We start from the raw sequence: 25030 nt of genomic DNA on the forward strand, positions 1-25030 counted from the left end.
AGCAGCTACAGAAGGCGTTCGGCCAGTTTGTCGACGATCAGCTTGCCGACGTTGAGGGACGAGGTGGCGGCGGGAGAAGGAGCGTTGATGACGTTGACGAAGTGGCCAGTCGCTTCGATGAGAAAGTCGTCGATCATCAGGCCATCGGGAGCGATCGCTTGAGCGCGGACGCCGGTGCGAGCCGCGACGAGATCTTCGCCGCGGATCTCGGGGATTAAGCGTTGCAGGGCGCGAACGAAGGCCGCTTTGCTCCACGATCGCCACATTTCACCAGCGCCGGTTCGCCAATACTTGGAGGCGAGGCGCAGGAAGCCGCCATAGGTGAGCGTTTCGAGCAGATCGCCGACATTGATATCGAGTTTGCGGTAGCCTTCACGGGCAAACGCGAGCACGGCATTCGGCCCGCACTCGACACCACCCTCGATCATCCGCGTAAAGTGGACGCCAAGGAACGGAAAACTCGGATCGGGAACGGGATAGATAAGATTCCGGCAAAGGTGTTCGACTTGTGGCTTCAGGTCATAGTATTCGCCGCGAAACGGCACGATGCGATTCGGCGTGGGATGGCCGGTGAGCTTTGCCAGGCGATCGCTTTGCAGACCGCTGCAGGTGACCACGTGGCGAGCAAGAATTTCGCCGGCGGGCGAGATGAGCATCACGCCATCTCCCTCGCCATGTATTTTAGTCACGGGAAAGTTCGTGAAGACCTGGCCGTTTCGCGCGGGGAGTAGCTCGGCCAACTTGCGCGTGACGGCGGCATAGTTCACGATGCCCGCTTCGGGGACATGAATGGCTTTGATGCCAGCCGTGTGGGGTTCAATCTCGCAGAGTCGTTCTTTGCTGATCACTTCGCAGCGAACACCGTTTTGTTGGCCTCGCTCGTAGATACGATCGAGCGCCGGTAGTTCTGCTTCGTTAACGGCGACGATGACCTTGCCGCAAATGTCGTAGGGAACGCCGTATTCCTTGCAAAATGCTTCCATGGCCGCTTTGCCAGTGCGGCAGTTAAGCGCGCGGAGCGAGCCAGGCTTGTAATAGATGCCCGAATGGAGCACGCCCGAGTTGTGCCCGGTTTGATGGGTACCGACCTCAGCTTCCTTCTCGAGCACCACGACGCGCAAGTGCGGATACCGGCTGAGCAACTGCCAGGCAGTGGCCAAGCCCACGATTCCGCCGCCGACAATCGCTACGTCCGTGGTTTGCATGGTCTTGGTTGAAACGAAGAAGTTAGAACGCAGATTGAAACGCAAACTACTACTGATCCGAAATCGTCTTCAGTTTATGCCCGAGTTTGTCTTCGACGCTGGTGACTTTGGAGTTTAGACGCCCGGATGCGCCCTCACGATAGTCGAGTTTCATGGTGCAACTGACTCGTTCGCAGTCGGCAGTCATGGCGGCGAGGCATTGTTTAAAGACGTCGAGAACCTGGTCGACTTCCCCTTCGATGATGGTGCCCATGGCGTGCAAGCGATAGTCGAGACCGCTGGCTTCGATGATCTGCAAGCTGCGGGCAACGTAGCTGCCGACGCTCGGTCCCTTCTCCAAAGGAGCGATGCTGAACTCGAGTAAGACCATCGAAGTCTCTCCTTTCAAGCTGCCGCCCGCTTGATAAATAGTTTGTGAAAAACCGCAATCTGGCGCTAGCACCGGGGCGATAGCGAACCCGCTATCAATGCCATAACTACTGCCAGGCAAGCACTTTTCGGCTGGTTCGAATGCCCGAGAACTGGCCGTAAGTGGTTATCTAGCAGAAGGATACTTTGGCACACATCGCTCTGGAGTGGATCGGGGCATCTCGGTAAACTCTGCCGCCCGCGGACAATCTACGGACTCGGTAGTCCGTTCCGTGAGATCGGCTCGTAACACAGAAAACGATTGTAGTTGGTCGAAATGAAAACGGGCAGCCTGTCACAGCTTTGTGATCGCTCCCCTTCGACTCATCAGGATAGTTGCTCCGTGTTGATCCTCTTGCCATTCCATCGCAGACTCATCCAACGACTGGCCACTGCGGCCGGGTTGTTGCTGTCGTTGCTGCTACTGCCAGCGGTTCCGGCTGTTGGTCAAGGCGTCGGCGGACCAGGACCGAGTGCCAATCTGCGCTCGCACTTCAGCCTGGCGCCTCCTGGCCAAGGGATGACGTTTGCCCAAGCGTCGATGCTGCAAGATCCCAACGGCAGCGACCAGTTCGGTCGGGACGAATTGCCACTGACCACAGTCACGGAAGGTCAGCCCGAAGGCTTGCCGCCGACACCGGCGCAGCAGTACTTCGATATGGATCAGTACCTCGACTCGCACCCGAATGTAGAAATTGTCGGCGAGCCTTGGTCGTGGCACTTGCTGCCCGATGGCTTGATCTACAAGTCTTACCTGGCCGGCGCGAAAGAATCTCGCCTGTCGGCACACATCATTCACGAAAACGATCACTACGCCCTGTGGGATGCCACGCTTGGTGGGCGCGTGGGCATTTGGCGTTACGGTAACTCATCGCATATCAACCCCGAAGGGTTCCAGATTGATGTCGAGGGATCCGCACAAGTTCGGCTCGACATTCAGAATAATGTCGATGTCCAAGCGGTCGACTTCCGCGGTGGCATGCCGCTCACCTATGGTGTCGGGCAACACCGCTTCAAGCTGGCTTACTACCACCTCAGTTCGCACCTGGGCGATGAGTTTCTCATCGACAACCCGGCTTATCCGCGGCTGAACTTTGCCCGCGACGTGTTCGTGTTGGGGCACACGTATTTTTGGACCGAAAAACTGCGCACCTACGCCGAAATGGGTTGGGCGTTTTACACCGACGTGAGCGAACCGTGGGAGTTCCAGTTCGGTGTCGACTGGGCACCAGTGCGCCCCACGGGATGGGGCGGCGAGCCCTTCTTTGCGATCAACGGCCACCTGCGTCAGGAGTTGAACTTCGGCGGCAACTTCACAGTGCAAACGGGCTGGGCCTGGGTCGGCGACGACAACAGCCACTTGCTTCGCGTCGGCTTGCACTACTTCAACGGTGGCAGTAGCCAATTCTCGTTCTACCGCGAGCACGAGCAACAGATCGGCCTCGGGCTCTGGTACGACTACTAGCGATTTGCGTAGCCCGACGCGTCGGTCTACTTTCCAAGCCTACGCACCATACTTTTGCAGTCGGCCAGCGTTCGCTAGGGCGAGCGTCATCAGGTACTTGGCTTCGAACTGGCCGAGCCCGCCGCGGATCGCGGTATTCTCGCCAAAGGTCGTATTGCCATCGGGGCGGCAGCAATCGCTGACGAGCAATGTCGGCACAGGATGCCAGCTGTGTGCCTTGAGATAGCTGGGCGTGCTGTGATCGCCGGTGACGATCAGCACAGTCGGGTTCAAGGCTTGGATGCGCGGGATGAGAGCATCGAACTCTTCGATCTTCTTCACCTTCTCATTGAAGTTGCCGTCTTCGCCGGTGCTGTCGGTGTACTTGTAGTGCAGGAAGAAGAAATCGAAATCCTTCCAGTACTGCGTCATCACGTCGACTTGCTCGCTCAGTGTTTGAGCCTTGCCGAGGATCTTCATACCAACGAGTTGAGCCAGCCCCTTGTACATCGGGTACACGGCAATCGCCCCAGCTTTCAGCCCATACACTTCTTCGTAGCTAGGCAATGCTGGTCGCCCGCTGAAGCCACGCAGCGTCAGACCATTCGCCTTGGCATGGCCAGACAGGATCTTGGTCGCTTGCTTGACGAACTCGTTGGCGATTGCAGCCGCCTTCTCGCTGGGAGCATCGAGACCAATCGCTTGCAGCGGTTCTTTACCAACGGCTTGGGGATCGGTGTCTTTTACATTGCCGCCTAAGCCTGGACCACGGAAGACGACGACAAAGCGATGCTCTTTCACCGGTTCGACAAAAACCTCGACCCCGGGAATCTTCACATCCCGCAGCTTGATCGCCAGCGGAGCGCTCTCTTCGGAAGCGATGCGTCCGGCACGACGGTCGCTGATCTTGCCCGTTGCATCCAGGGTGCAGTAGTTGCCACGCGCGGCAACGTCGCCAGGTTGCATGGCGAAGCCAATGCCGGTGGCTTCGAGGGCACCGCGGCCAATGACATATTGAATCGGGTCGTATCCGAACAGTCCGAGGTGCCCTGGTCCGCTGCCGGGGGCGATGCCGGGACAAACAGGCAAACTGGCACCTTGAACGCCGATTTTCGCCAGCGCATCGAGGTTTGGCTTCGTCGCCGTTTCTAGTTCCGTTTTGCCACCGGGCGTCATCGGCAAGCCACCGAGACCATCGGCGACGAGCATCACAATTTTCGAGTCGTTCTTGACCTGCAACTCTCGGGTCAGGGCGTGGATGTCCATGGTGAATCAGGGATGAAGGGTGGAAGAGATGAAGGGCAAAGGGAATGGAATTTGACGCGAGGAAGCATGGCGTTTTGCTCGACCCTTCCTCTCTTCCACCCTTCGTCCCTTTATCCCTACCTCCCGGCCCGTTCACAAGGTGGCGTCGAGCCAGTATCTTCAATCGCACGCGCTCCTTCCGCTTTCCGGCACTCGTTTTGAGCAAGGTGTTTCTGCCATGGCTGCGGCAATTGTTCCGATGAAACTCGATCTTACCGGGGCCATGCATCCCGAGTTCGGCGTGACCGAAACGGAACTCGCCGCACTCGCGCCGGCTGTGTTACAAGCTCAGAAAGAAGTGCTCGAAGCTGACGCCAAGGCCTATGCCGGCAAAAGCATCCCCGCCGAGAAAGACCCGCTCGATCACGGTTTTCTCGATCTGCCCGATCGCCTGCTCGCCGAGTATCAAGAGAATCGGGCCGACAGTGAAATGGGCCGCATCATGACGGCCGCGGCCAAGCTGCGCGAGAAAGTCGACCGCGTTGTGGTGCTCGGCATCGGCGGCTCGTACATGGGTGCCAAGGCGCTCATGGATGCCTGCTGCCAGCCCTATTACAACGAACTGAGTCGCGCCGAGCGGGGTGGCTACCCACGGATTTACTTCGAAGGGAACAACATCGACAACGATGCCTCGCAGGGTCTGCTGCACCTGCTCGGCACCGCGCAAGGAACCACGCCGGAAACTCGCTGGGGCATCGTCGTCATCAGCAAGAGTGGCGAAACCCTTGAAACGGCCGTTGCCTTCCGCCAGTTCATGGCCGCACTGGTGAAGTCGTGCGGTGGCGATGTTGCCAAGGCTGCGGAACTGGTGATTCCGGTCACGGGCACCACCGGGCGATTGGCAGACTTGTCGAAAGCCATTGGCTGCAAACCCGAAGTAACCTTCCCGGTGCCTGATGGCGTCGGTGGACGCTTTTCGATCCTATCGGCCGTTGGTCTTGTACCCGCGGCACTGATGGGGCTCGATATCATTCGCTTGCTGCAAGGCGCTTCGTTGATGACGAAGCACTTTCGCGAAGCCAAGGCCAGCGAAAACCTGGTGCTGCAGTTTGTGGCGGTCTGTCACCTGATGGAAACTCGCCGCATGGCGAATCTGCGCATCCTCTGCATGTGGGCCAAGTCGCTCGAATGTGCCGGGCTATGGTACGACCAATTGCTGGCCGAAAGCCTCGGCAAGCGCTTGCTCGGCGCAACTCCCCTCACCACTGTCAACACCCGTGACCTGCACAGCCGGGCTCAGCAGCATCAGCAAGGGCGCCGCGACAAGCTGTTTGTGAATGTGATCGTCGACAAGTGGCGGTTTGATGCGCTGCCCGTCGGCAAGAGCGAATTCGACCAAGACAAGCTCAACGACATTGCCGGCAAGTCAATGCCCGAACTGATGTCGGCCGCCATTCAAGGAACGAACGAAGCCTACAAGAGCGACGGTCGCCCCACGATCGATTTGCACTTGCCCACGACCGACGTCACCGTCATGGGCCAGTACTTTCAATGGCTGATGATTGCCACCGTCGTCGAAGGTCGCCTGCTCGGCATCAATCCTTACGGCCAACCCGGCGTGCAGATGTACAAGGGTGCGATGAAGCGGATTCTGGGGCGTTAGTTCCGTTGGCAGTTTTCCACGAGGATGAACCATGGCCACCATCACCTGGCTGGGACATGCAACCTGGCTCATCCAAACGGGCGACCACACCATCGTGCTCGACCCGTACCTGGATAACAATCCTGCTGCATCTTGCAAGGCGAAGGACGTGCGCGCAGAGTTCGTTCTCGTCTCGCACGGTCACTTCGATCACTGTGAAGACGCGGCGACGATCGCAAACCAGAATCACGCCACGCTGATCGCCAATTTCGAAATCGCCACTTGGTTTGAAAACAAGCATGGCGTGAAAAGCACCGTCGGCATGAACCTGGGGGGCGCGTACAACGCCGCGTTTGGCAGCGTGAAGATGGTTCCCGCGTGGCACTCGTCGATGTTGCCCGACGGCTCCTACGGTGGTGCTTCTGCCGGGTTCATCTTGCAGTTGAACGAAGGGAAGCGAATCTATTTCGCCTGTGATACGGCCCTGTTCAGCGATATGCGGCTATTCGCCGAACCAACACTCGATCTAGTCGTACTACCGATTGGCGATCTGTACACCATGGGCATCGACGACTCGCTCGCGGCGCTCAAGCTGCTCAATCCGCGCGTCGTCGCCCCGACTCACTACGGCACTTGGCCACCTATCGAGCAAGATGGTGCAGGTTGGGCCGCTCGCGTGACCGAAGAAACCAAATCGCATCCCCGGATACTCCGGCCGGGAGAGAGTTTTTCGTTATGAAGACAATGCTTGCCTTGGTCGGCCTCTTTCTCATTGGCTGTGATTGCTCAATCGGCGCGCAGGCACAAGAGTCGCTGGCCTGGAAGTTTGAGAAGGGGCAGAAGTTCACACTGCAAACACAACAGCAGACCCAGTCGCTGGTGAGCTTTGGTGCAAAGCAGATCCCGTCGAATGTCGATCTACTCCTAAGTGTGTCGTGGGAAGTGCAGGCGGCAGAGGCTGAGCAGTTTACGATCGAGCAGACAGTCGATTTCATTCGCATCGAAATGAAGGGTCAGGGAGAGGCGTCGCTCACCTATGATTCTCGCGAGAAAAAGGCGGTCGTCGGTGCCGCGAAAGATCTCGCCACCGCGGTCGCTCCCGTCCTCGGTACCAAGTCGACTTTCACGATGACACCGCAGGGTGAAGTGGCGCCCGTAGCACCTGCCGCCGCAGAGCCACCGAAAGAAGCTGAACCCGCGAGTCCTGCCAAAGAAAAGGACCTGCGGAAAGAATCGATCAGCCAGCTGCTGAAGCAATCTCTTTTGCCGCTGCCGCAGGCATTTGAAGGCAGCATGCCTACTTGGACCGATGTACGCGAGACCACCGCTGCCCTTGGCAAGGTAAAGCAAACCCGCAAGTTCACTTTTGCCGGAAATGAAGATCGCGATGGCAAACCCGCGGCAAAGATCACGGTCCAGGGCGAACTCGAATTGACGCCACCAGCTGCGGTGAAGACGCCGCCGAAACTGAAGCAGCAGAGCCTCAGCGGAACCGTGTGGTTCTCGCGCGAGAGCGGTCGAGCGCTGTCCTCGGAGACCACTCAGAAAATCGTCACCGAGAGCATGTATCGCGATTCTTCCATCACCGTCGAAGTGACCACAACTATCAAGAACACGCTGTCGCCGCGCGAGTGAGGACAATCAGCGGCGAAAACTAATCGCCAGCAAGCCCGTCGCAGCAATCTGCGCGGCGATCAGGGCATAGACGAAGAGCGCTATCAAGCCGGATCGCTCGCGCGCCAGCCAGGCTGGCAATTCGAAAAAGATTCCTGCCAGCAGCGGCGCTGCAATAAGCACGAGAGCCCCCGTGATGAACGCCATCAACCAGCGCGGCCAACCTGGTGCACAGCGATAGATGGCAGCGGACGGCAGCGAAATCAAACTCAGCAGCAGCCACACCACTAGGCTCATCCCATCTTGCTGCCAAGCTGCCCAGGCAAGCAATGGCAGCGGAAGAAGCAAATTTATCAACAGCAGGTTCGTGCCCCGCTTTTGATCGTCGTCGAGAGTCCGCCTCCCGACTGAATCGAATCGCAGCAGCAAATTGAAAAGCGGAGAAGCGATGCCGACAAGCGCGCTCAGGCCAAAGACGAGCATCAGCAGTGGCCACATGAGCGAGCGGCCATCGCCACTTTGTTCGGCCAGCGAACTGATGAGTCTGCTGCCGAAATAGACCCCGATCATGATGGCGATCTGTGTGGACGGCGGAAAGGTCGCCATCCAAAAGCAGCCTCGCAGCAGCCAGCGATAGAGCGGATGGCGCGCTTTTAGCGCCTCGACAATTCCCGATCTTGCAGCCGGCAAGTCGGGCTGCAATCGCAGGGCTTCTCGAAAAAACGGGATTGCCGCTTCGGGATCACCCCGTTCGATCGCGGCCCAACCTCGAGTGACCTGTCCTGCGGCAGTATTCGGTCGTCGCGCACGGCCTTCGCCGGTATCGTCGTCCGCTGCTTCCCGCAAGCTGATCAGCGGATCGGGTGAAGTCATGGTGCAACAGTTCTTTCGCGCAAGCGAACACAATAACAAGACCAAGCGACAAGAATCAAACCAGCAACCGCAGTTTGGACTGCCCCCGAAAAGGTGTCAAGCAAACGCTGCCGCAGGGATTGTCCGCACTTTTTCCCCGGCCAAAAACCTGTTCGTTGCCACTCGGGTAAGATATTCACGAGGAGCCGCTATGAATACCGAAATCGTTTCTCCGAATGGACCGGCAAGCACTGCCGGCCGCTGGTTTGCCGGCGTGAACCTTACGCGCCGCTTCGTCTTAGGGCTTGCTGCGGCAGGTCTCACCAGTCATAGCTGGCTGGAGTACGCTGGCGCGGCCGAGGCCTACTTGCCACAAGCGGGCGAGAATCATGTCGGCTTTCGCAAGCTGAAGGTCACTTACACGGGCAGTGACAAGACCGAGCGCGAACGAGCGGTGCTCTTGTGGTATCCCACTCCAGCGGCCGCGCAGTTGCACAGCTATCGCGGTCAGGTTGGTTTTGTCGCACCCGATGCCGAAGTGGTCGCCGCGAAGCATCCGCTCGTCGTTTTCTCACACGGGTACTTGGGCTCAGCGGACCAGTCGATTTTTCTGCTCGAAGGGTTGGCCCGCCGCGGCTACGTCGTGGCTGCCATCAATCACGCCGATGGTCTGCTGAACAAACGTGAAAAGCCAATCACCATTCCCAACTTCGCCAACGCGGCCAGTTGGAACGAAGACAAGTTTCGCGATCGGCGCGAAGACGTCGTCGCCCTGCTCGATCTGTTGTTGGTCGAAAACCAAAAAGCCGGCTCGGGCCTGCATCAGCGGATTGATAGCGCCGCCATCGGCGCTGCCGGACACTCACTCGGCGGTTACACCTCCCTGGGCCTGATCGGTGCCTGGGAGAAATCTCGCGAGCCGCGCATCAAGGCCGCAGCGGTGCTGTCACCTTACACGCTTCCCTATCACACGCAGGGAAACATTGCCGACGTAACCGCCCCGGTGTTGTTTCAGGGTGGCACTCTCGACTGGGGCATCACCCCGTTGATCCCAGGTGTCTACAAAAAGCTGGCGGGGCCGAAGTACTACGTCGTGCTAAAGAACGAGACCCACCTGGGTTGGACAAACCTGATCAGCCTGGGCAAAACCACTACCGAATGTGTCAGCGGCGGCAATGCTGAACTGATGCTCGGATTTACGGCCGCGTTTTTCGACCGCCACCTGCGAGGCTCGAAAGAGTGTCCGCTGCTCGACGCCAAGCACGAACGCTTAAGCAGCTACGAGTTTGCCGTAAAGTAGCGGTCTGAGTACCACTCGATTTTGACCGGCATGCTGTCAGTTTCATGTCACAAAAAAGTGCATAATACATACTTGACAAACGACGAACATTATTTAACAATTTACAACTGTTCTTTCAACAACTTGGTGGTTCGAAGTGCGATCCGCGATGGCGTGGGGTGGTTCCTGACCAAGCGGGGTGATACTCGCAGTCCATTGTTCGCATTCAGGGGCCTGTCCAAGATTCAGGCCGGTAGTTGGACAAATAGGCAGTACTCAATCATTGCTCGCGAACGCAAAAGTTGTTTGTGCTCTAGGGTTTCGGTCAAGAATCGAGAGTGAGAGCCTGTCCAAAAACCTCGCCAGTTGTTGGACATTTAGGAATGGTCGAGTTGACAGCAGCCAGCGCTAAGGAAGCGAGTGCGTCTGTGACGGTTGCAGAGACTTTGCCGTCTTCTTTGTCGGAAGATCGAATCAGCCGCACCTGCTGGCTCGTCTATACTTAGGGAGTGCGGTGAAAACCTCGTTGTATGCCCTTCTTGTGCATCGCCGCCCGGAACTGGTTAGACTGAATCTGGGGCAGCACTCCTTTCGAAGCAGGCACGAGCGATGGCGACCGGATTAGCGAACTCGACGAGCCTTCCGCAGGCACCCGACTCGCGGCAAGATCATGCCGGCGAACGGATCATTCGGCAACAACTGGGCCGTGCCGGCTCGTACGTCAAATGGATCGAAGCTGGCAGCCAACTCATTACGCTGCTCATCGGCACACTGGTCTTCTTTCTGATTGCGGCCCTAATCGATCACTGGGTGATGCCACTCGGCTGGTTTGGCCGCTGGGTGATGTTGCTGGCCTACCTCGGGGGCTGCGGTTGGTTTTTGGCGACGAAGTTGTTCCCGCTATTGATTCGCGCCGTTAACCCGGCTTACTCGGCCAGGGCCATCGAAGAAGCAACGCCGACGCTCAAAAACAGCCTGGTCAACTTTTTGTTCCTCAAGCAGGATCATGCGGGCGTCAAGCAATCGGTGCTCGATGCGCTGGAACAACGCGCGGCAACCGATATCGGTACGGTCGAAGTCGATACGGTCATCGATCGCGCGCCCCTCATTCGCATGGGTTACGTGCTTTGTGGCGTGATGGCGATTGCTGCGTTCTACAAAATCGCTTCGCCCAAAGATCCGTTTCAAACAGCTGCCCGCGTGGTTGCCCCCTGGGCCGACTTGGCTCGTCCTTCGCGCGTGATTATTCACGAAGTGAAGCCCGGGCATGATTCGGTCTACCTGGGTTCGACGGTCGAAGTCTCCGCCGATATTCAAGGCGTCGGCAGTAAAGACGAAGTGCGTTTGATTTATACCTCGGCCGATGGCCAGGTGCTCAATCGCGTCGTGCCCATGAAGAACATCAGTGGCGGCCGGCGCTATACGGCGATGCTGCCCGCGCCCGATGATGATTCAAAACCAGCTTCGCGAAGTTCGTCGGGTGGCTTGCAGCAAGGTGTGCAGTATCACATCGAAGCTGGGGATGCCGTTTCGTCGATCTACGAAATACGCGTGCGCCTGGCACCGACGATTGCGGTTGCCAAGGCCGAACTTGCCTTTCCTGCTTACACGCGCAAGCCCGCGCAGACGCAAGAGACCGGTGAGATCAGTGCGCTCGAAGGAACGCGAGTTACGATTCACGCCAAAGCCAATCAGCCCATCAAGAAGGCTTTTCTCGAGCTCGATCCTCGCCCGGGCAGCGCTGCCGAAACGATTCCGCTGCAGGTGGAAGGCCAGCTTGCGCAGGGTTCGTTTGTATTGCAACTGAAGGCCGATCGAGTCACTCCGTGGCGCGAAAGCTATCAGGTGCGGTTCGCCAACGAACAAGGAGAAATCAGCGAACAGCCGGTGCTGCACAAGTTGCAAGTGCAGGCTGACTTGCCACCGGAAGTGCAGATTCTCGCCCCGCGCCAGCATCGTATGGATGTGCCCGAAGATGGTGAACTAACAATTGAGGTCCGCGGCGTTGACCCGGATTTTTACCTGTCGCAGTTGTTCGTCAGCGGCAAGACGAAAGACCAAGAGCAGTTCAAGCAATCGTTTATGCCGGCCAGCGATCAACCTTCGCAGGCGACGGGCAAGTTCGTCTTTCGCCCGAGTGAGCGGAGCCTGAAAGCAGGCACGGTCATCACCTATCAAGGTATCGCGGTTGATAATCGTCGCGACCCTCTCTCGGGGCAGCCACAGCCGGGGCGTGCCGAGACGGCCGAGTACACGATTCACATCGTCGCCGCCCGCAAGCCCGGTGGCGAGAACGGCGGTCAAGGAAACAACAATCAGCCCAACCCGAACAATCAAGCGGCGGGTAACGAACAGCAGCCCATGAACGGCGGCGCGAACAATCCGCAGCCGCCCATGCCCAACGGTCAAAAACCGGAGGGTGCAGATTCGCCGATGCCCAACGAAGCGAACCCTGCCGAGCCCAACAGCGGCGAGCAGAAGAAGCCGGACGACAAACAGCAGAAGAAGCCCGCTGATCAACCTATGCAGGATGGGCAACAAAGCGGCGATTCCTCGGGCCAAGGCAATTCTGGTTCGGGCCAGGGTGCCGGTGGTACTCCGCAGTCGGGCACCGGTGGTAAAGCCCAAGAAAGCGACACCGGCAAACAGCCGCCGATGCCTGGTCAGCAGCAGCCTCAAAACAATGGTGGTCAAAACGGCAACGAGCAGAACGATCCCACCTCGCCCGATTCGTCGGGTGGCCAAAGTGGCAATGGTAATTCGCAACAGGCTAAACCGGACGGCTCGCAGCAGGCCCCCAATGGTCAGGGCGGAGCACCGGGAGCTTCGAACGGTCCGGGACAAGAGTCTGGCAACGAATCGGGCGACCAAAGCGATAACGGTCAAGGAACCGGGCAGGCAGGCGGAGCCAGCGGTCGCTCGGGAAGTGGTGCCAATCAAAAACCAGAACACGATGGCGACAAGTTCGAGGAAGTGCTCAAGCACATGCTCGAGCAGGCCAAGCAGAAACCGAATGGGAATCAGCAAAATGGCGAGCAGAACAATGGTCAGGAAGTGAAGAATCCGAACGGTGGTGCCCAGAGCAAGCCGGATCAATCGGGCCAAAACTCTGGCGAAAAGCAGAACGGCTCGGGGCAACCACAAGCCGGCAAGCAGGACGGTGCGAACCAGCCGAAGCCCGAGGATGGCCCGGTAACCGCTGAGCAACTCGAAAAGCTCGAGAAGATGTTCGGCAAGGACGCAGTGGCGAAGGCCCAGGAGCAGGCTCGCCAGCAAGCGGCCCAGCAACAACAGCCCAACGGCCAAGGCGAACCGATGCCCGGCCAAAACAGCGCTGGCCAGCAACCGATGGGCAATCAGTCTGCTGGTGGCCAGCAGGGCTCGCCGCAAAACGGCGAGAAGCAACAGCCCAACGAAGGGAAAGGTGGCTCGCCTCAAGGACCACCAAAGCAGGGCGACGGCAAGCAACCCTCCACAGCGCAAGGCGAGAAGAAGAATCCCGGCGCTGGCCAAAACAGCGAAGCGGGTGCCGGTGAGCAGTCGTCCGACAAAACTGGCTCCGGCACGGGACAGGAACAAAATCGTGACAAGAATAAGGAAATGCAGGGAGACGGCAAGAAGTCGGAATCCAATGAAACCAGCGGTCCCAGCACCAGCAAGAATCAGTCCGATTCCAAGGGAGGCGCTTCCGGCGACCAAAGTGGTGGCGGCAAACAGGGTGCGGGACAATCGGGCGGGCAACAAGGAAACGATTCCGCTGGTGGCAGTAGCCCTGGCGATGAAGGTGCTGGAGCGGCCAAGGAACAGGGCAAGGGCGAAACCGGCTCGAAGGCAGGTAAAGGTCCACAAGCGGCCGGCAAGACCGGTGAGAGTGGCCAGCAAGCCGGAGAAGGAAGTTCGACTCGCCCCAGCGAGAAGGGAACCGAAGCTGGCAAGGGTGACAAACAAGGGAAGCAGCCCGGCGATAAGGGCGGCAACGAACCCGGTGGCTCAAACGCAGGTGGAAGCCAGATTGGCAAGGGAAGCCCGAGCGGTGGTGGTTCCGGCGGCGATGATGGCAAGGGAATCACGAAAAAGAGCGACGATGTCGCCGATGCGGCCAACGAGCAGTTCTCGAAGCGAGCCACCGATTTGGTGCTGCAACATCTGCGAAACCAAGAGCACACCCCCGATCCCGAATTGGCCAAGAAACTGCAAATGACGCCTCAGGAGTTGCAAGATTTCGCCCGCCGCTGGAATCAGCTGAAGAAGGATGCCGAAGCCGACCCCAACAAGGCTCGGGAGTTGGACGAAGCCTTTCGTAGCCTCGGTCTGCGAGATCCCAAAACCAAACGCCGCGCCGGTGGCGTCGTCAACGACAAGCAGCGCGACCTGCGAGATGCCGGCGGCCGCACCCAAGCGCCGAGCAAGTATCGTCAGCAGTTCGATCAATTCCGCAAGAGTAGCGGCCAATAAGCTCAGGTCGCATTGCCGTGAACGATGACCCGGCTTTGGCGTAACGGTGCCATTGTCGGGCCAAAACAAACTGACTGTGAGAAATTCCCCCTCCGGTCAGCTATGGCTCAATGGTCGCCGTGGCCTTATCGTACAAGCGCCAACACCATTCGAGATCGATATGCCTCTCCGTCTGACGCAGCTTGCACTTCCTGTTGAACAACCCGAAGAGACGCTGAAGAGCGAGATCGCTCGGCGGCTGCACATTTCCGAAAGCGACGTGCACCACTGGCGCATCTTGCGCAAGAGCCTCGATGCCCGTGCGCGCGAATCGATCAAGTTCATCTACACCGTGATGGTTCAGCCTCATGGTGAAGCAGGGTTAGCCGAGCGCTTGCATCGTTTGCCCGGCGTTGAAACTTTCGAGCCCACTTCGTTTGTCGATCCGCCGCCGGGAAATGATCCCTTGCCCGAGCGGCCGATTGTCGTGGGCTCGGGGCCGGGCGGTCTGCTCGCGGCCTACTATCTGGCTCGACGTGGCTATCGTCCACTGGTGATCGAACGAGGTGATGAGGTCAAGGAACGAGTGCCAGCCATTCGTTCGTTTGATTCGGGTGGTCCGCTCGATCCCGAGAACAACTATCTGTTTGGCGAAGGTGGCGCAGGAACCTTCAGCGATGGCAAGCTGACGTGCCGCATGTCGGGGCCCGATGTCGATTGGGTGCTCGAGCAATTCGTTGCTTGCGGCGGCAAGCCCTCGATTCGCTACGAGCATCGTCCGCACTTGGGTAGCAATCGCTTGCCGCTGATCGTGCGGAATTTGCGCCGACAGATCGAAACGCTCGGCGGAGAGTATCGTTTTCGCTGCCGCCTGGAAGGGCTCGATGTCCGCGAGGGTCAGCTGCGCGGTGTGCAAACCTCGAGCGGCTATGTGCGCGCGAGCGCTGTTGTCTTGGCGATTGGCCACAGTGCCCGAGATACCTACTCGATGTTGCACGAGTTGGGCGTGCCGATGCAGGCCAAAGCATTTCAGTTGGGCCTGCGCATCGAACAGCCTCAAGAGCAAGTGAATCGGCACAAGTACGGCCGTGGTAACTATCTCGAACGCTTGGGTGCAGCTGACTACACGCTGGTCGCGCGTGGTCAGAGAGATGTGTTCACGTTTTGCATGTGCGCGGGTGGTCACATCATCCCCAGCATCAGCGAACCCAATCGCTTCTGCACCAACGGCATGAGTAACTCGCGTCGCGATACTCCCTTTGCCAACAGCGGCCTGATGGTCACTCTCCAGCCCGAAGAGTTCGGCAGCGATCATCCGCTCGCCGGTGTCGAGATTCAACGCAAGTTCGAGGCAGTTGCCTTCGAAGTCGGCCGTGGCACTTACTTCTCGCCCATCCAGCGGGCCAGTGATTTTATTGCTGGCCGGGCACCAGTCGCTGGCGACAAACCAAACTGCTCGTATCCACGTGGAGTGGTGCCAACGTCGCTCGATGCCGTTTTGCCGCCGGTGATTGTGCAAGCGATTCGCGCGGGGCTGCCGCTGATGGATCGGCAATGGCGGGGCGACTTTTTGAAGAACGCGATTCTGGTCGGGCCCGAAATGCGAGGTAGTTCGCCCGTGCGGATTGCTCGCGACCAGGACTCGCGAGAGACGCCGGGCTTTCGCGGGTTATTTCCCGTCGGTGAAGGGGCTGGCTACGCCGGGGGCATCATCAGCGCCGCTGTCGATGGCCTGCGCACGGCGATGAGTATCGTGACGAGGTTTGCTCCGGTTTCTTGAAATGGAAGTTTGTTTGTTAGTCAGGTGTCTGCATGTATCAATGCCAACTTCCGACCGATCCGATTGAACTACGCCAGCTGGCTGCGGCCAGATTGAAGAAAGAGAGTCGGTTTGCATCTTCCCCAACCGACGACGAACGGATTCGAGAACTGCAGCTGCAAAAGTGCGAACTGGAACTGAAGGTTGCTGAACTGGAACGCGTCAACAGGCTGCTGACTGCCGCCGTCGATGGCACTCCCGAAGCATTGTTCATCAAGGATGCGACTGGCAAGTACTTGCTGCTGAATCGAGCCGGCGCAAAGTTTGTCGGCGAGCCAATTGAGCAACTGCTGGGCAAAGACGATCGCAGTTTGTTCGATGCCGAAGGTGCGGCGCAAGTCATGGCGCACGACCGAAAAGTGATGGAGTCGTGCCAGAAGGCAACCGACGAACAAACACTCAATAGCAATGGAGTCGTTCGAACCTTTCTCACGACCAAGTCGCCGCTACTCAGTGAGACTGGCAAGGTGATCGGCGTCGTGGGGACGGCTCGCGATGTCACTGGCATCAAGAGTGCTGAGGCAAAACTAAAAGAAAGCGAACTCCGGTTTCGTACGCTGGCCGAGAATCTGCCCGATAGCTTGTACGTGCTCGACCCGCACGACGCGACCGTGCCGATGAAGATCTTGTACTCGAATGAGAAAACGGCCCAGCGAGACGGCTACAGCCTGGCGGAGATTCTGGGGAAGTCGCTCACCGAGATGCTCGATACCCCCTCGAGCGCAGCTTGTGCCGCTGAACGCCGGCAGCGAATCGCCAGCGGCGAAATCGTCGAGTTCGAAGTAGAGCATCGCCATCGCCTGGGGCATGTGGTGCCTTACGAGGTGCGGGCGGTCGCCATTCCTTGGGAAGGCCGTTCGGCCATTCTGGGGATCAACCGCGACTGCACCGCGCGCAAGCACGATAGCGATATTCTGCGTCGGAGTCATGCCTTTCAAGATGCGCTCATTCGTTCGGTCGGACAGGGAATCAGCGTTTGTTATCGACTCGCTTCGTTCCCGTTTACCAACTTCACGGTCTGGAACGATCGGATGGTGGAACTGACGGGCTATACGCGCGAGGAGATCAACGAGCGGGGGTGCCTGACGACGCTTTATCCCGAACCCGAAGCTCAGCAAGCAGCCGCGCAACTCTTGCGAGATATCTGGGCCAAGGGGGATGTGCGATCCGTCGAGAAGGAGATTGTGCGGAAAGACGGCGAGCGACGAACGGTTCTGGTGTCCACGACGATGGTCGTCAGCGAGGCCAATGAGGCCGCCGTTGTTGCCTCGTTCACCGACATTACGGAATTGAAGAAGAGCGCCGAGGCCTTGCGCGCGAGCGAAGCTCGATATCGTACATTCGTTGACCACGTGGCCGATGGTCTGTTTTTGCACGATCACGATGGAACTGTGCTAGATGTAAATCGCCGCGCCTGCGAGAGCCTGGGGCGTTCTCGTGAAGAGCTCGTCGGACAGATGCCGTACACGTTTGATCCCGTGATTTCGCCAGAACGAATGGCGTATCTGCGCAAGGAACTCGATGAAGGAAATTCTCTGAATTTCGAAACGTGCCACCAGCGTGATGATGGAACGGTCTTTCCCGTGGAGGTGCGTGTCCGCCCCTTTACTGAGAATGGCCGCCGATTGTCGTTGTCGCTGGCGACCGATATCACCCGACGTAAGCTGATCGAAGACGAACTCCGCCAATCGAACGAGCGGTTCCGTCTGGTGGTACGGGCTACGAATGACGCCGTCTGGGACTGGGTTCCTGGCACAAAGGAGGTCTGGTGGAGCGAAGGGATGAGCGATCTGTTCGGGCACACTCCGTCGAACGAACAACAAGATCCCGATTGGTGGGTCAGGCATATTCATCCAGATGATCGGCAACGCGTGAAAGACAACTTCTTCCAAACGGTCAATGGTGAAGGCTCACAGTGGTCGGCAGAGTACCGCTTCTTGCGCCGCGACGGACAGTATGTCGATGTCTATGATCGCGGCCAAATCATGCGTGACGAGAATGGCAAGCCATCGCGAATGGTCGGCGCGATGATGGACGTCTCGAAAAGCAAGCTTGCCGAGGCGCAGTTGCGAGCCACGGAACGACGCTTCCGCGATCTTGCCGACGCCATTCCGCAAATCGTCTGGACGGCTAGACCCGATGGCGGCTTGGATCATCTCAATGCGAGAGCGACCGAATATGCAGGGTTGGGCCTGAACGAACTCACGGAATGGTCATGGGAGCAGGTAATCCATCCGGACGATTTGCCGGCAACCTTGCAGGATTGGGGCGAGATTCTGCGGACGGGAACTCCGAAGCAGCTAGAGTTTCGGATTCGTCGTCACGATGGCGAGTATCGCTGGCACATCACTCGGCAGGTTGCGAGTCGCGACGCCGAGGGCCGCATTCTGCACTGGTATGGAACAAGTACCGATATCGAAGACTACAAACGAGTGGAAACTGCCCTGCGCGAATCCCAGCAGCGGTTTACTCAGTTCATGATGCACTTGCCCGGTCTCGCTTGGATCAAGGATCTACAGGGGCGATACGTCTTTGCTAACGAGACAGCGCTCAAGCTGTTTCGCTGCACAGCGGAAACCCTGGTGGGCAAACGCGATGTCGATATCTTTGATGCGAAAACGGCTTCTCAATTTCGGCGGAACGATCTGATTGCCCAGGAACTAGGCGGCGCCATTCAGTGCATCGAGAAGGTTCGCCAGGAAGACGGCCGCATGATGTCGTCGCTTGTCAGCAAGTTTGTCATCCCTGGGCCTGATAAGTGTCCGGCTCTAGTGGGCGGCGTGGCGATCGACATCACCTCGCAAACCAAAGCCGAAGAAGCGCTGCGCGGCAGTGAGGAGCGATATCGCACGCTGTTCCACAGCATTCCCGATCCGATGTTTGTCTACGACCCCGACACGCTGCAATACACGGCTGTCAACGACGCAGCCGTCGCCAAGTATGGCTACAGCCGGCAAGAGTTCTTGCGGATGAAGATCACGGACATCCGGCCGCCGGAAGATGTCCAACCATTGCTGGCGATGCTCAGCGATCAGCCTGTGCACGAGAGTCGCGGCTTGTGGCGACATCAGAAGAAGAATGGCGAAATTGTCGACGTGGATGTCACGGCCCATTCGTTGCTACTGGACGGCAAGCCCGCCTGCATCGTGTTGGCGCACGATGTCACCGCGCGCCTGCGAGCGGAAGCCGAGGTGCGGCGAACGACGGAACTGTTGAAGACGGTTACCGACGAATCGCCCGATGCAGTCTTTGTAAAGGATCGAGAAGGCCGTTATTTGTTGTTTAATCCCGCAGCAGCTCGGTTTGTCGGCAGAAGCGTGGAGGAAGTGCTCGGGAAAGATGACCGGCAACTCTTTCCGCCCGATGACGCGGCGCTGATCCGACAGTCGGATCTGCGCGTGATGGAAACCGGCCAGACGGAGACGAATGAAGAGGTGCTGACCGCCGCGGGAGTCACACGCACTTACCTCGCGACCAAGGGACCCTATCGAAATGGCGATGGCCAGATCGTCGGCACGATCGGTGTCTCGCGCGACGTGACTGCCAGCAAACAAGCCGAGCGACTTGTGAAGGAGAGTCAGCAACGCCTCCAGGCGCTCTTCAACAATGCGCTTAACGCGATCTTCCTGGTGACTCACGAAGGGCAGTTTGTCGATGCGAATCCTGCTGCCTGCGAAATGTTAGGCTTTCGCCGCGACGAATTGCTGGCAACCAGCATCGAGGAAGTACTGAATGTCGAACAGTCGCCAACGAATGCCACAGAGTTCTGGGAACCGTTTCTGCGGGACGGCAATCAGCGTGGCTTGATGCAACTGCGGCGCAAAGACGGGGCGGTGATCATTGCCGAGTTTAGCGCCGTGGCCAACGTGTTGCCGGGCATTCACCTGTCGGTCTTGTCGGACGTTACCGAGCGCAAACAGGCGGAAGAGGCCTTTCGCAAGGTCAGTGCTTTTCACGAACGTATTATTCGGACCGCTGTCGAAGGCATCTGCCTGTTTACACCCACGGCAGATGGCCAGGACCTCCATTTCTCGGTCTGGAACGACCAGATGACCGCAATCACCGGCTATACGCGTGAGGAGATTAATAAGAAGGGCTGGATCCACACCGTCTATCGGGAACCAAAGGCCCGGCAACTCGCGTTGGATCGGTTTAGTCAGCTGCAAGCAGGCAACTCACCTCAAGGAGGCGAATGGGAAATCGTGCGAAAGGACGGTGAGCGGCGTTTTATCGCCATCTCGTCTTCCTATCTGGAATCGGACGAAAGCACGCCCCTGTTTGTGGCTCTGATGCAAGACATCACCGATCGCCGGCGCGATGCAGAGGAGCTAGCGATGCGGCAAGCCGAATTGCGGCACGTGTCGCGCCTGAACTCAGTGGGACAGATGGTGGCGGTCATCTCGCACGAGGTTGCGCAACCACTGGCCGCAATCTCCAACTTTGCGGCGTCTACTTCCGCTTTACTGGCAAATCCTAATTCGAGCGGCGAGTTGGTTCACAATCAGATCGACCAGATTACCCAGCAGAGCCGACGAGCAGCGGAGATTATTCGTCGCCTCCGAGACTTCAGTCGTAAATCCCCACCTCAACGCAAACTGTGTGATCTACGAGATCTGCTCCAAGATTCCGTTGATATGCTTTCGCATGAGCTACGGCGAGGTGAGGTAAACATTCTATGGGAGTGGGGCGTAGTACTTCCCGCAATTCAGGGAGATGCCGTACAACTTCAGCAGGTATTTGTTAATCTATTGCTCAACGCTCGTGATGCACTCCTGGACATGCCTGCCCCCACCCGCCGCATCACAATTCGGTCGAGCCGCGACTTACAGCACCTTGTCATCGATGTCGAAGACAATGGGATCGGACTTTCCGAAGAAGTCGCCAGCAGGCTGTTTGAACCGTTCGTAACTACCAAACCTCAAGGAATGGGAATTGGTTTAAGTATATGTCGATCCATCCTTCAGGAGCATGAAGGAGATATCAGTTGCCAGCCCTTAAAAGCTGGTGGCACTCGCTTTCGTATTCGCTTGGCTTGCCCTGGTGACCACGACGCGGAAAGGAGCAACCCATGATTTATGTAGTCGATGACGATGTTGCCGTTTTGAATTCTTTGCAAGCATTGCTGATTGCACATAATTATCAGGTGCAATGCTTTTCATCGGCAGAACATTTTCTGCGCGATGTCGCCTTGCATCGCCGCGGTTGCGTGGTGACCGATGTCGCTATGCCCGGCGTCAGCGGCGTAGATCTTGTGCGAAAATTGCACGAAGCAAAGAGCCCCCTGTCGGTGGTGGTGGTGACCGGAGTCGCCAATGTTCCGATGGCCGTCAGATTGATGGAATATGGCGCGCTGACCTTGCTGGAAAAACCTTACGACGCTCAGCAATTGCTGCAAGCAGTGAACCGCGGGCTGACTTTGAGCAATCAGCATTGCGAGCAGTTCCAGCGAGAACAGGATGTGCAACGACGGTTGAATCAACTGACGGAAGAAGAACGAAACGTGATGGATCGGCTACTTGCCGATAAGCCCAACAAGGCAATCGCAGCGGAACTTCACCTCAGTTTGCGCACGGTAGATCGACGGCGGCAATCCGTACTGGAAAAGTTAGCGGTCGCCTCGGTTCCAGAAATGGCACTGCTGGTTGGTCCGCTGCGGACCCTGCAGTCGGCCAGTCAACATCCCGTTAGCTAACGGTCGTTGGAACAATCAATCGCGGCGAATTGGCGAAGGTGCGACTATCGCGGAGTGACCGAACTGGACGAAACTCTTCATGGATGGTGAGTGCTGACGGATGCTGGGGCAGCAGTCGTCAACGATGAACCCTGGTTCACGCCATCCACCATACAACCTCGAACTCCTGTCCGCTGCGAATCCCCATCCGCGGACAATCGTCAATTGCACGAGTCTTTGAACATCGTTTAAACGACTCTCACAGCGAGGTCACATCTTTCGACCTCGCATGCACCACCAGTTTGCCGCTGTGCAAGGTATTCTTCATCGCCGACTCGCGCCATAGCGCTGCGGCATCGAAGTAAGAGCCGTCAACTTTCATCTCCGTCATCAGTACCGCCGCCTTGTGTACGGGCAATTTATTGGCAATCGCGCCATCGGGTTGCACGGTGAAACTACCCCACATCGAAGGTTTGGCCGCGCTATTGTTGGCACTCACCCAAAAATGATTCTCGGCCGCGCGACATTGCATCGTGGCAGGAACGATCGACTTCCAGATGTTGTACTTTTGATCGCGCACCACACTTTGCCGCGCGTTATGAAACGATTGAAAGAGGACCTGCACACCCAACTGCTTGAGTTCTCGGTACAGCTCCGGAAATCGATAGTCGTAGCAAATGCCGACTCCACATGTGACGCCGTTCACTTTGAACGTCACTGGTCGATCGCCGGGTGTGTAGTGGCACAGGTCGAGCGTCGGGGTCTTGCCGCTCTGGCCCGTGCAAAAACGCTTGTCGTAGCGATCGACGATTTCTCCGTCGCGATTGATGATGTACAGGCAATTGTGCGGCTTGGTCCGCTCGTCCAGCCAATGGGTTGATCCCAGCACGACCCACACTCCCTGGGCTCGTGCGGCAGCCAAAATGTCACGCGTTGCGTCTTGAAGTTGTTCTACGTCCAAGTCATGAATGCTCTTGAATTCCACGCCCGCGTATCCGGAAAGTGCGCATTCCGAGAAGTGAACAATATCTGCCTTCTGCTCCGCTGCTTGCTTGATCTGCTTCAGGATCCACCGGCGATTCAAGGCAATCTCTGCTTCGACAGGAAACTGGCAAGTCGCAACACGCAGCGTCTTCGCTTTGGCAGGCATACTTTACTCTTGATGGTTACTGCGGGAGTGTTTTGAGCGAGGAAGGAGGCGGTTCTGCGTTATAGCTGACGATCTGAACCCGGCCATCCCAGAGCGCTACCGCAATCTGCCCACTATTGGCAATCGGTGCGATGGCCTCAATCGGGTTTGCAGCCATGCTGTTTCGCTTGGCTCCGATTTCGAGTTGCGCCCAGCCAATTCCGCTGCCGGTTTGCCAATCGAAGCCCCACAGTTGCCGATCAACGGCCAGCCAGATGGCTTTCCCGTCGCTATCCATGGCGACCGCACCATAGCTGCCGGGAGCAATCCGGACCGAGTCTTTGGCTTGCCACTTTTCATCATCCCCTTCCAACTTCCAGATCAGTAATCTGCCCGAAGGAATGGCAACCAGTAACGTCTTGTCGTCGGCAAAGGCAACCTGGGCGTGGGAGAAATCTCGATAGTCGGCAAAGGGCCACTGGAGGACTTCTTTGCCGTTCAGATCGAAAACCGTAAGTTGAGTGGGATCTGCCGATTTCATGCCATCGGCTGCGGGCTCCATGTTGGAGGAAGTCACCGCCGTGAACTCACCATTCGGCGACGAAGCAATCACCAGCACATTGCCAAAGACCTTGCCAGGATAGATGGGCGTTCGAGCGACTCGCTTTCCCTGCAAATCGAACACAGCAAAGTCGGTGTCGCCCAGCACGCACGAAATCGCCGGGCCCTCGAACCACTGCTTGACATGTCTAACGATTGCCGGAGACGTTTCGTTCTCGATGGCAATCGCTTCGTATGAGCCGTCGGACAGACGTACTTTAAAGATGCGGGCGTAGCGGTCGGAGCTATTCTGTCCTGCTGCGAACACATGCTGGCCATCTGCTGACAGCGAGAGACATCGCAGCCCGAACCAGGCATTGGTTGTATTCGAAATCAGGCGAACGTGCCGGCGGTTATCGCCAGAGCGATCGTAAATCGTAAGCATGCCATCGGATTCCGCAGAGACAACATACTGCCCGTTCGCTGAAGCGACCACGTCGCGCACAATGCCGCCACTGAGAGACGGAACATTCGCGGGAACGACAACGCTCGCACCGTACCCTTCTGGATGAGGTAGATGATCGCCATGCGAGTCACCTTCCAGGACTGGTTGGCGTTGTTCAACCACGCGAGAAACGCCGACAAATCGAAATCCAATAAGAAGCAAGCCAAGCCCACAGATGGACAAAAAGCCAAAAGCAACAAACGCCGCGAGAATCAGCAGCACGGAACTTGTCGAAGATGTATATCGAGGGGCAGTTGGTGGCAAGCTAGCTCCGGGCTTCGGTTCGACACGCTGCTGCGAAATGGAATCGAGATCCGTCTTCACTTGCCCCGCTTGCTGATATCGCTTGTTGGGTTCGCGAGCCAGGCTGCGAAGGACGACATCGTCCAGCCTCGCGTCGAGTTGCACCTTGTGCGATGGAGGATCAAAACGACCGAGGGGAACTTCCCCTGTCAGCAATTCATAAAACACGACTCCCAGCGAATAGATATCGGCCCGGTGATCGATGGTGCGCGAGCCTTCCATTTGTTCGGGAGCCATGTAACGCATGGTTCCCATCACCTGGTGCGTGCCGGTGAGCGTTACATCGGTAGGGCTGTTTCCGAGCAGTTTCGCCAGGCCGAAGTCGGCGATCTTCACTCGCCCGCGACTATCGAGCAGGATGTTATCGGGCTTGATGTCGCGGTGGACGATCCCTTCGTCGTGCGCGTATTGCAAGGCTTCGCAAATTTGCGGAATGATCGCGAGCGCTTCAGTAGGACTGAGTGAACCGGTCTGCAATACTTGCCGCAGCGAAGCACCGTCGACGTACTCCATCACAAAATAAAACAATCGCTCGGACGAATTGGGCAAGGGGACGCTGCCGGCATCATGCACGGCCACGATCCGCGGATGACTGAGCCGAGCCAGTGCTTTTGCTTCGCGCGCAAACCGTTCGGCGAAGGCTGGATCGTGCCCCACTTGAGGAGGCAGAATCTTGATCGCGACCAGCCGATCGAGGGCCGTTTGCCGAGCGCGATAAACGGCACCCATTCCACCGCGGCCGATTAGTTCCTGCACTTCAAACTGAGGCAGCAATGCTTGCACCTCGGCCACCGAAAAGGGCACGAAAGCAGACTCGGGGGCCGCCTGCTGAGTAGCAACTTCTGCGGGGGTATTCGGCCTGCCGAGTCCCTGCGCAAGTAACTTTTCTGGGTTGAGCCCGGCGAGTGGATCAGGATTCGATTGTGGTTCAGCAGGCATC

Annotated in this window: 15 protein-coding genes; 9 read left to right on the forward strand and 6 right to left on the reverse strand. The window is 57.8% G+C overall.

The annotated features are described in order from the left end of the window. Positions 1-5: 5 nt before the first annotated feature. Both lhgO and NA78x_RS24840 read right to left on the reverse strand, forming a co-directional pair. Entirely contained in the window at positions 6-1205 is a 1200-nt protein-coding gene (gene lhgO, locus NA78x_RS24835) for an L-2-hydroxyglutarate oxidase (protein ID WP_425615081.1), read from the reverse strand. Positions 1206-1254: 49 nt separating this feature from the next. Further along, positions 1255-1575, reverse strand: coding sequence for an MTH1187 family thiamine-binding protein (locus NA78x_RS24840; RefSeq protein WP_425615082.1), 321 nt, complete (start codon positions 1573-1575; stop codon positions 1255-1257). Positions 1576-1956: 381 nt separating this feature from the next. On the opposite strand from NA78x_RS24840, the gene NA78x_RS24845 reads away from it, so the two are divergent. Beyond that, on the forward strand, positions 1957-3078 hold the full coding sequence (locus tag NA78x_RS24845; protein WP_425615083.1) for a DUF1207 domain-containing protein: 1122 nt from the start codon (positions 1957-1959) through the stop codon (positions 3076-3078). Positions 3079-3117: 39 nt separating this feature from the next. Here NA78x_RS24845 and NA78x_RS24850 read toward each other — a convergent pair whose 3' ends face one another. Next, the gene (locus NA78x_RS24850; protein WP_425615084.1) at positions 3118-4323 is read right to left on the reverse strand and encodes a 2,3-bisphosphoglycerate-independent phosphoglycerate mutase; all 1206 of its coding nucleotides are present in this window, start codon (positions 4321-4323) and stop codon (positions 3118-3120) included. A 238-nt stretch (positions 4324-4561) separates the two neighbouring features. Here NA78x_RS24850 and NA78x_RS24855 point away from each other — a divergent pair, with 238 nt between their 5' ends. Genes NA78x_RS24855 through NA78x_RS24865 form a run of 3 tightly spaced genes read left to right on the forward strand, consistent with a single transcriptional unit; the run spans position 4562 to position 7579 of the window. Further along, positions 4562-5965 (forward strand): glucose-6-phosphate isomerase, encoded by a 1404-nt coding sequence (locus tag NA78x_RS24855; RefSeq protein ID WP_425615085.1) that lies wholly within the window; start codon positions 4562-4564, stop codon positions 5963-5965. 31 nt (positions 5966-5996) lie between these two features. Next, positions 5997-6683, forward strand: a complete 687-nt coding sequence (locus NA78x_RS24860; protein WP_425615086.1) for a metal-dependent hydrolase — start codon at positions 5997-5999, stop codon at positions 6681-6683. After that, a complete protein-coding gene (locus NA78x_RS24865; protein WP_425615087.1) occupies positions 6680-7579 on the forward strand; it encodes a hypothetical protein in 900 nt (299 codons plus the stop codon). Before NA78x_RS24860 ends, NA78x_RS24865 begins: the two co-directional genes overlap by 4 nt. A gap of 6 nt (positions 7580-7585) precedes the next feature. Here the strand turns inward: NA78x_RS24865 and NA78x_RS24870 are convergent, their stop codons facing one another. Further along, positions 7586-8431 (reverse strand): tetratricopeptide repeat protein, encoded by an 846-nt coding sequence (locus NA78x_RS24870; RefSeq protein ID WP_425615088.1) that lies wholly within the window; start codon positions 8429-8431, stop codon positions 7586-7588. 190 nt (positions 8432-8621) lie between these two features. On the opposite strand from NA78x_RS24870, the gene NA78x_RS24875 reads away from it, so the two are divergent. The 5 genes from NA78x_RS24875 (at position 8622) to NA78x_RS24895 (ending at position 21634) form a co-directional block, all read left to right on the forward strand. Then, positions 8622-9710 (forward strand): alpha/beta hydrolase family protein, encoded by a 1089-nt coding sequence (locus NA78x_RS24875; RefSeq protein ID WP_425615089.1) that lies wholly within the window; start codon positions 8622-8624, stop codon positions 9708-9710. Positions 9711-10298: 588 nt separating this feature from the next. Next, a complete protein-coding gene (locus tag NA78x_RS24880; protein ID WP_425615090.1) occupies positions 10299-14144 on the forward strand; it encodes a hypothetical protein in 3846 nt (1281 codons plus the stop codon). 160 nt (positions 14145-14304) lie between these two features. Next, complete coding sequence (locus tag NA78x_RS24885) at positions 14305-15903, forward strand: NAD(P)/FAD-dependent oxidoreductase (RefSeq protein WP_425615091.1); 1599 nt, start codon at positions 14305-14307, stop codon at positions 15901-15903. 32 nt (positions 15904-15935) lie between these two features. Beyond that, complete coding sequence (locus tag NA78x_RS24890; protein ID WP_425615092.1) at positions 15936-21014, forward strand: PAS domain S-box protein; 5079 nt, start codon at positions 15936-15938, stop codon at positions 21012-21014. Further along, entirely contained in the window at positions 21011-21634 is a 624-nt protein-coding gene (locus NA78x_RS24895) for a response regulator transcription factor (protein WP_425615093.1), read from the forward strand. The genes NA78x_RS24890 and NA78x_RS24895 overlap by 4 nt, the downstream gene beginning before the upstream one ends. A gap of 238 nt (positions 21635-21872) precedes the next feature. On the opposite strand, the gene NA78x_RS24900 is transcribed toward NA78x_RS24895, so the two are convergent. Together NA78x_RS24900 and NA78x_RS24905 are read right to left on the reverse strand one after the other, a co-directional pair. Continuing rightward, positions 21873-22763 carry a carbon-nitrogen hydrolase family protein gene (locus tag NA78x_RS24900; RefSeq protein ID WP_425615094.1) on the reverse strand — a complete coding sequence of 297 codons (891 nt, stop codon included), beginning with the start codon at positions 22761-22763 and terminating at the stop codon, positions 21873-21875. Positions 22764-22779: 16 nt separating this feature from the next. After that, positions 22780-25029: a WD40 repeat domain-containing serine/threonine protein kinase gene (locus NA78x_RS24905; protein WP_425615095.1), complete on the reverse strand. Its 2250-nt coding sequence runs from the start codon at positions 25027-25029 to the stop codon at positions 22780-22782. Position 25030 lies beyond the last annotated feature (1 nt).

The organism is Anatilimnocola aquadivae (assembly GCF_049819085.1).
Taxonomy (GTDB): domain Bacteria; phylum Planctomycetota; class Planctomycetia; order Pirellulales; family Pirellulaceae; genus Anatilimnocola.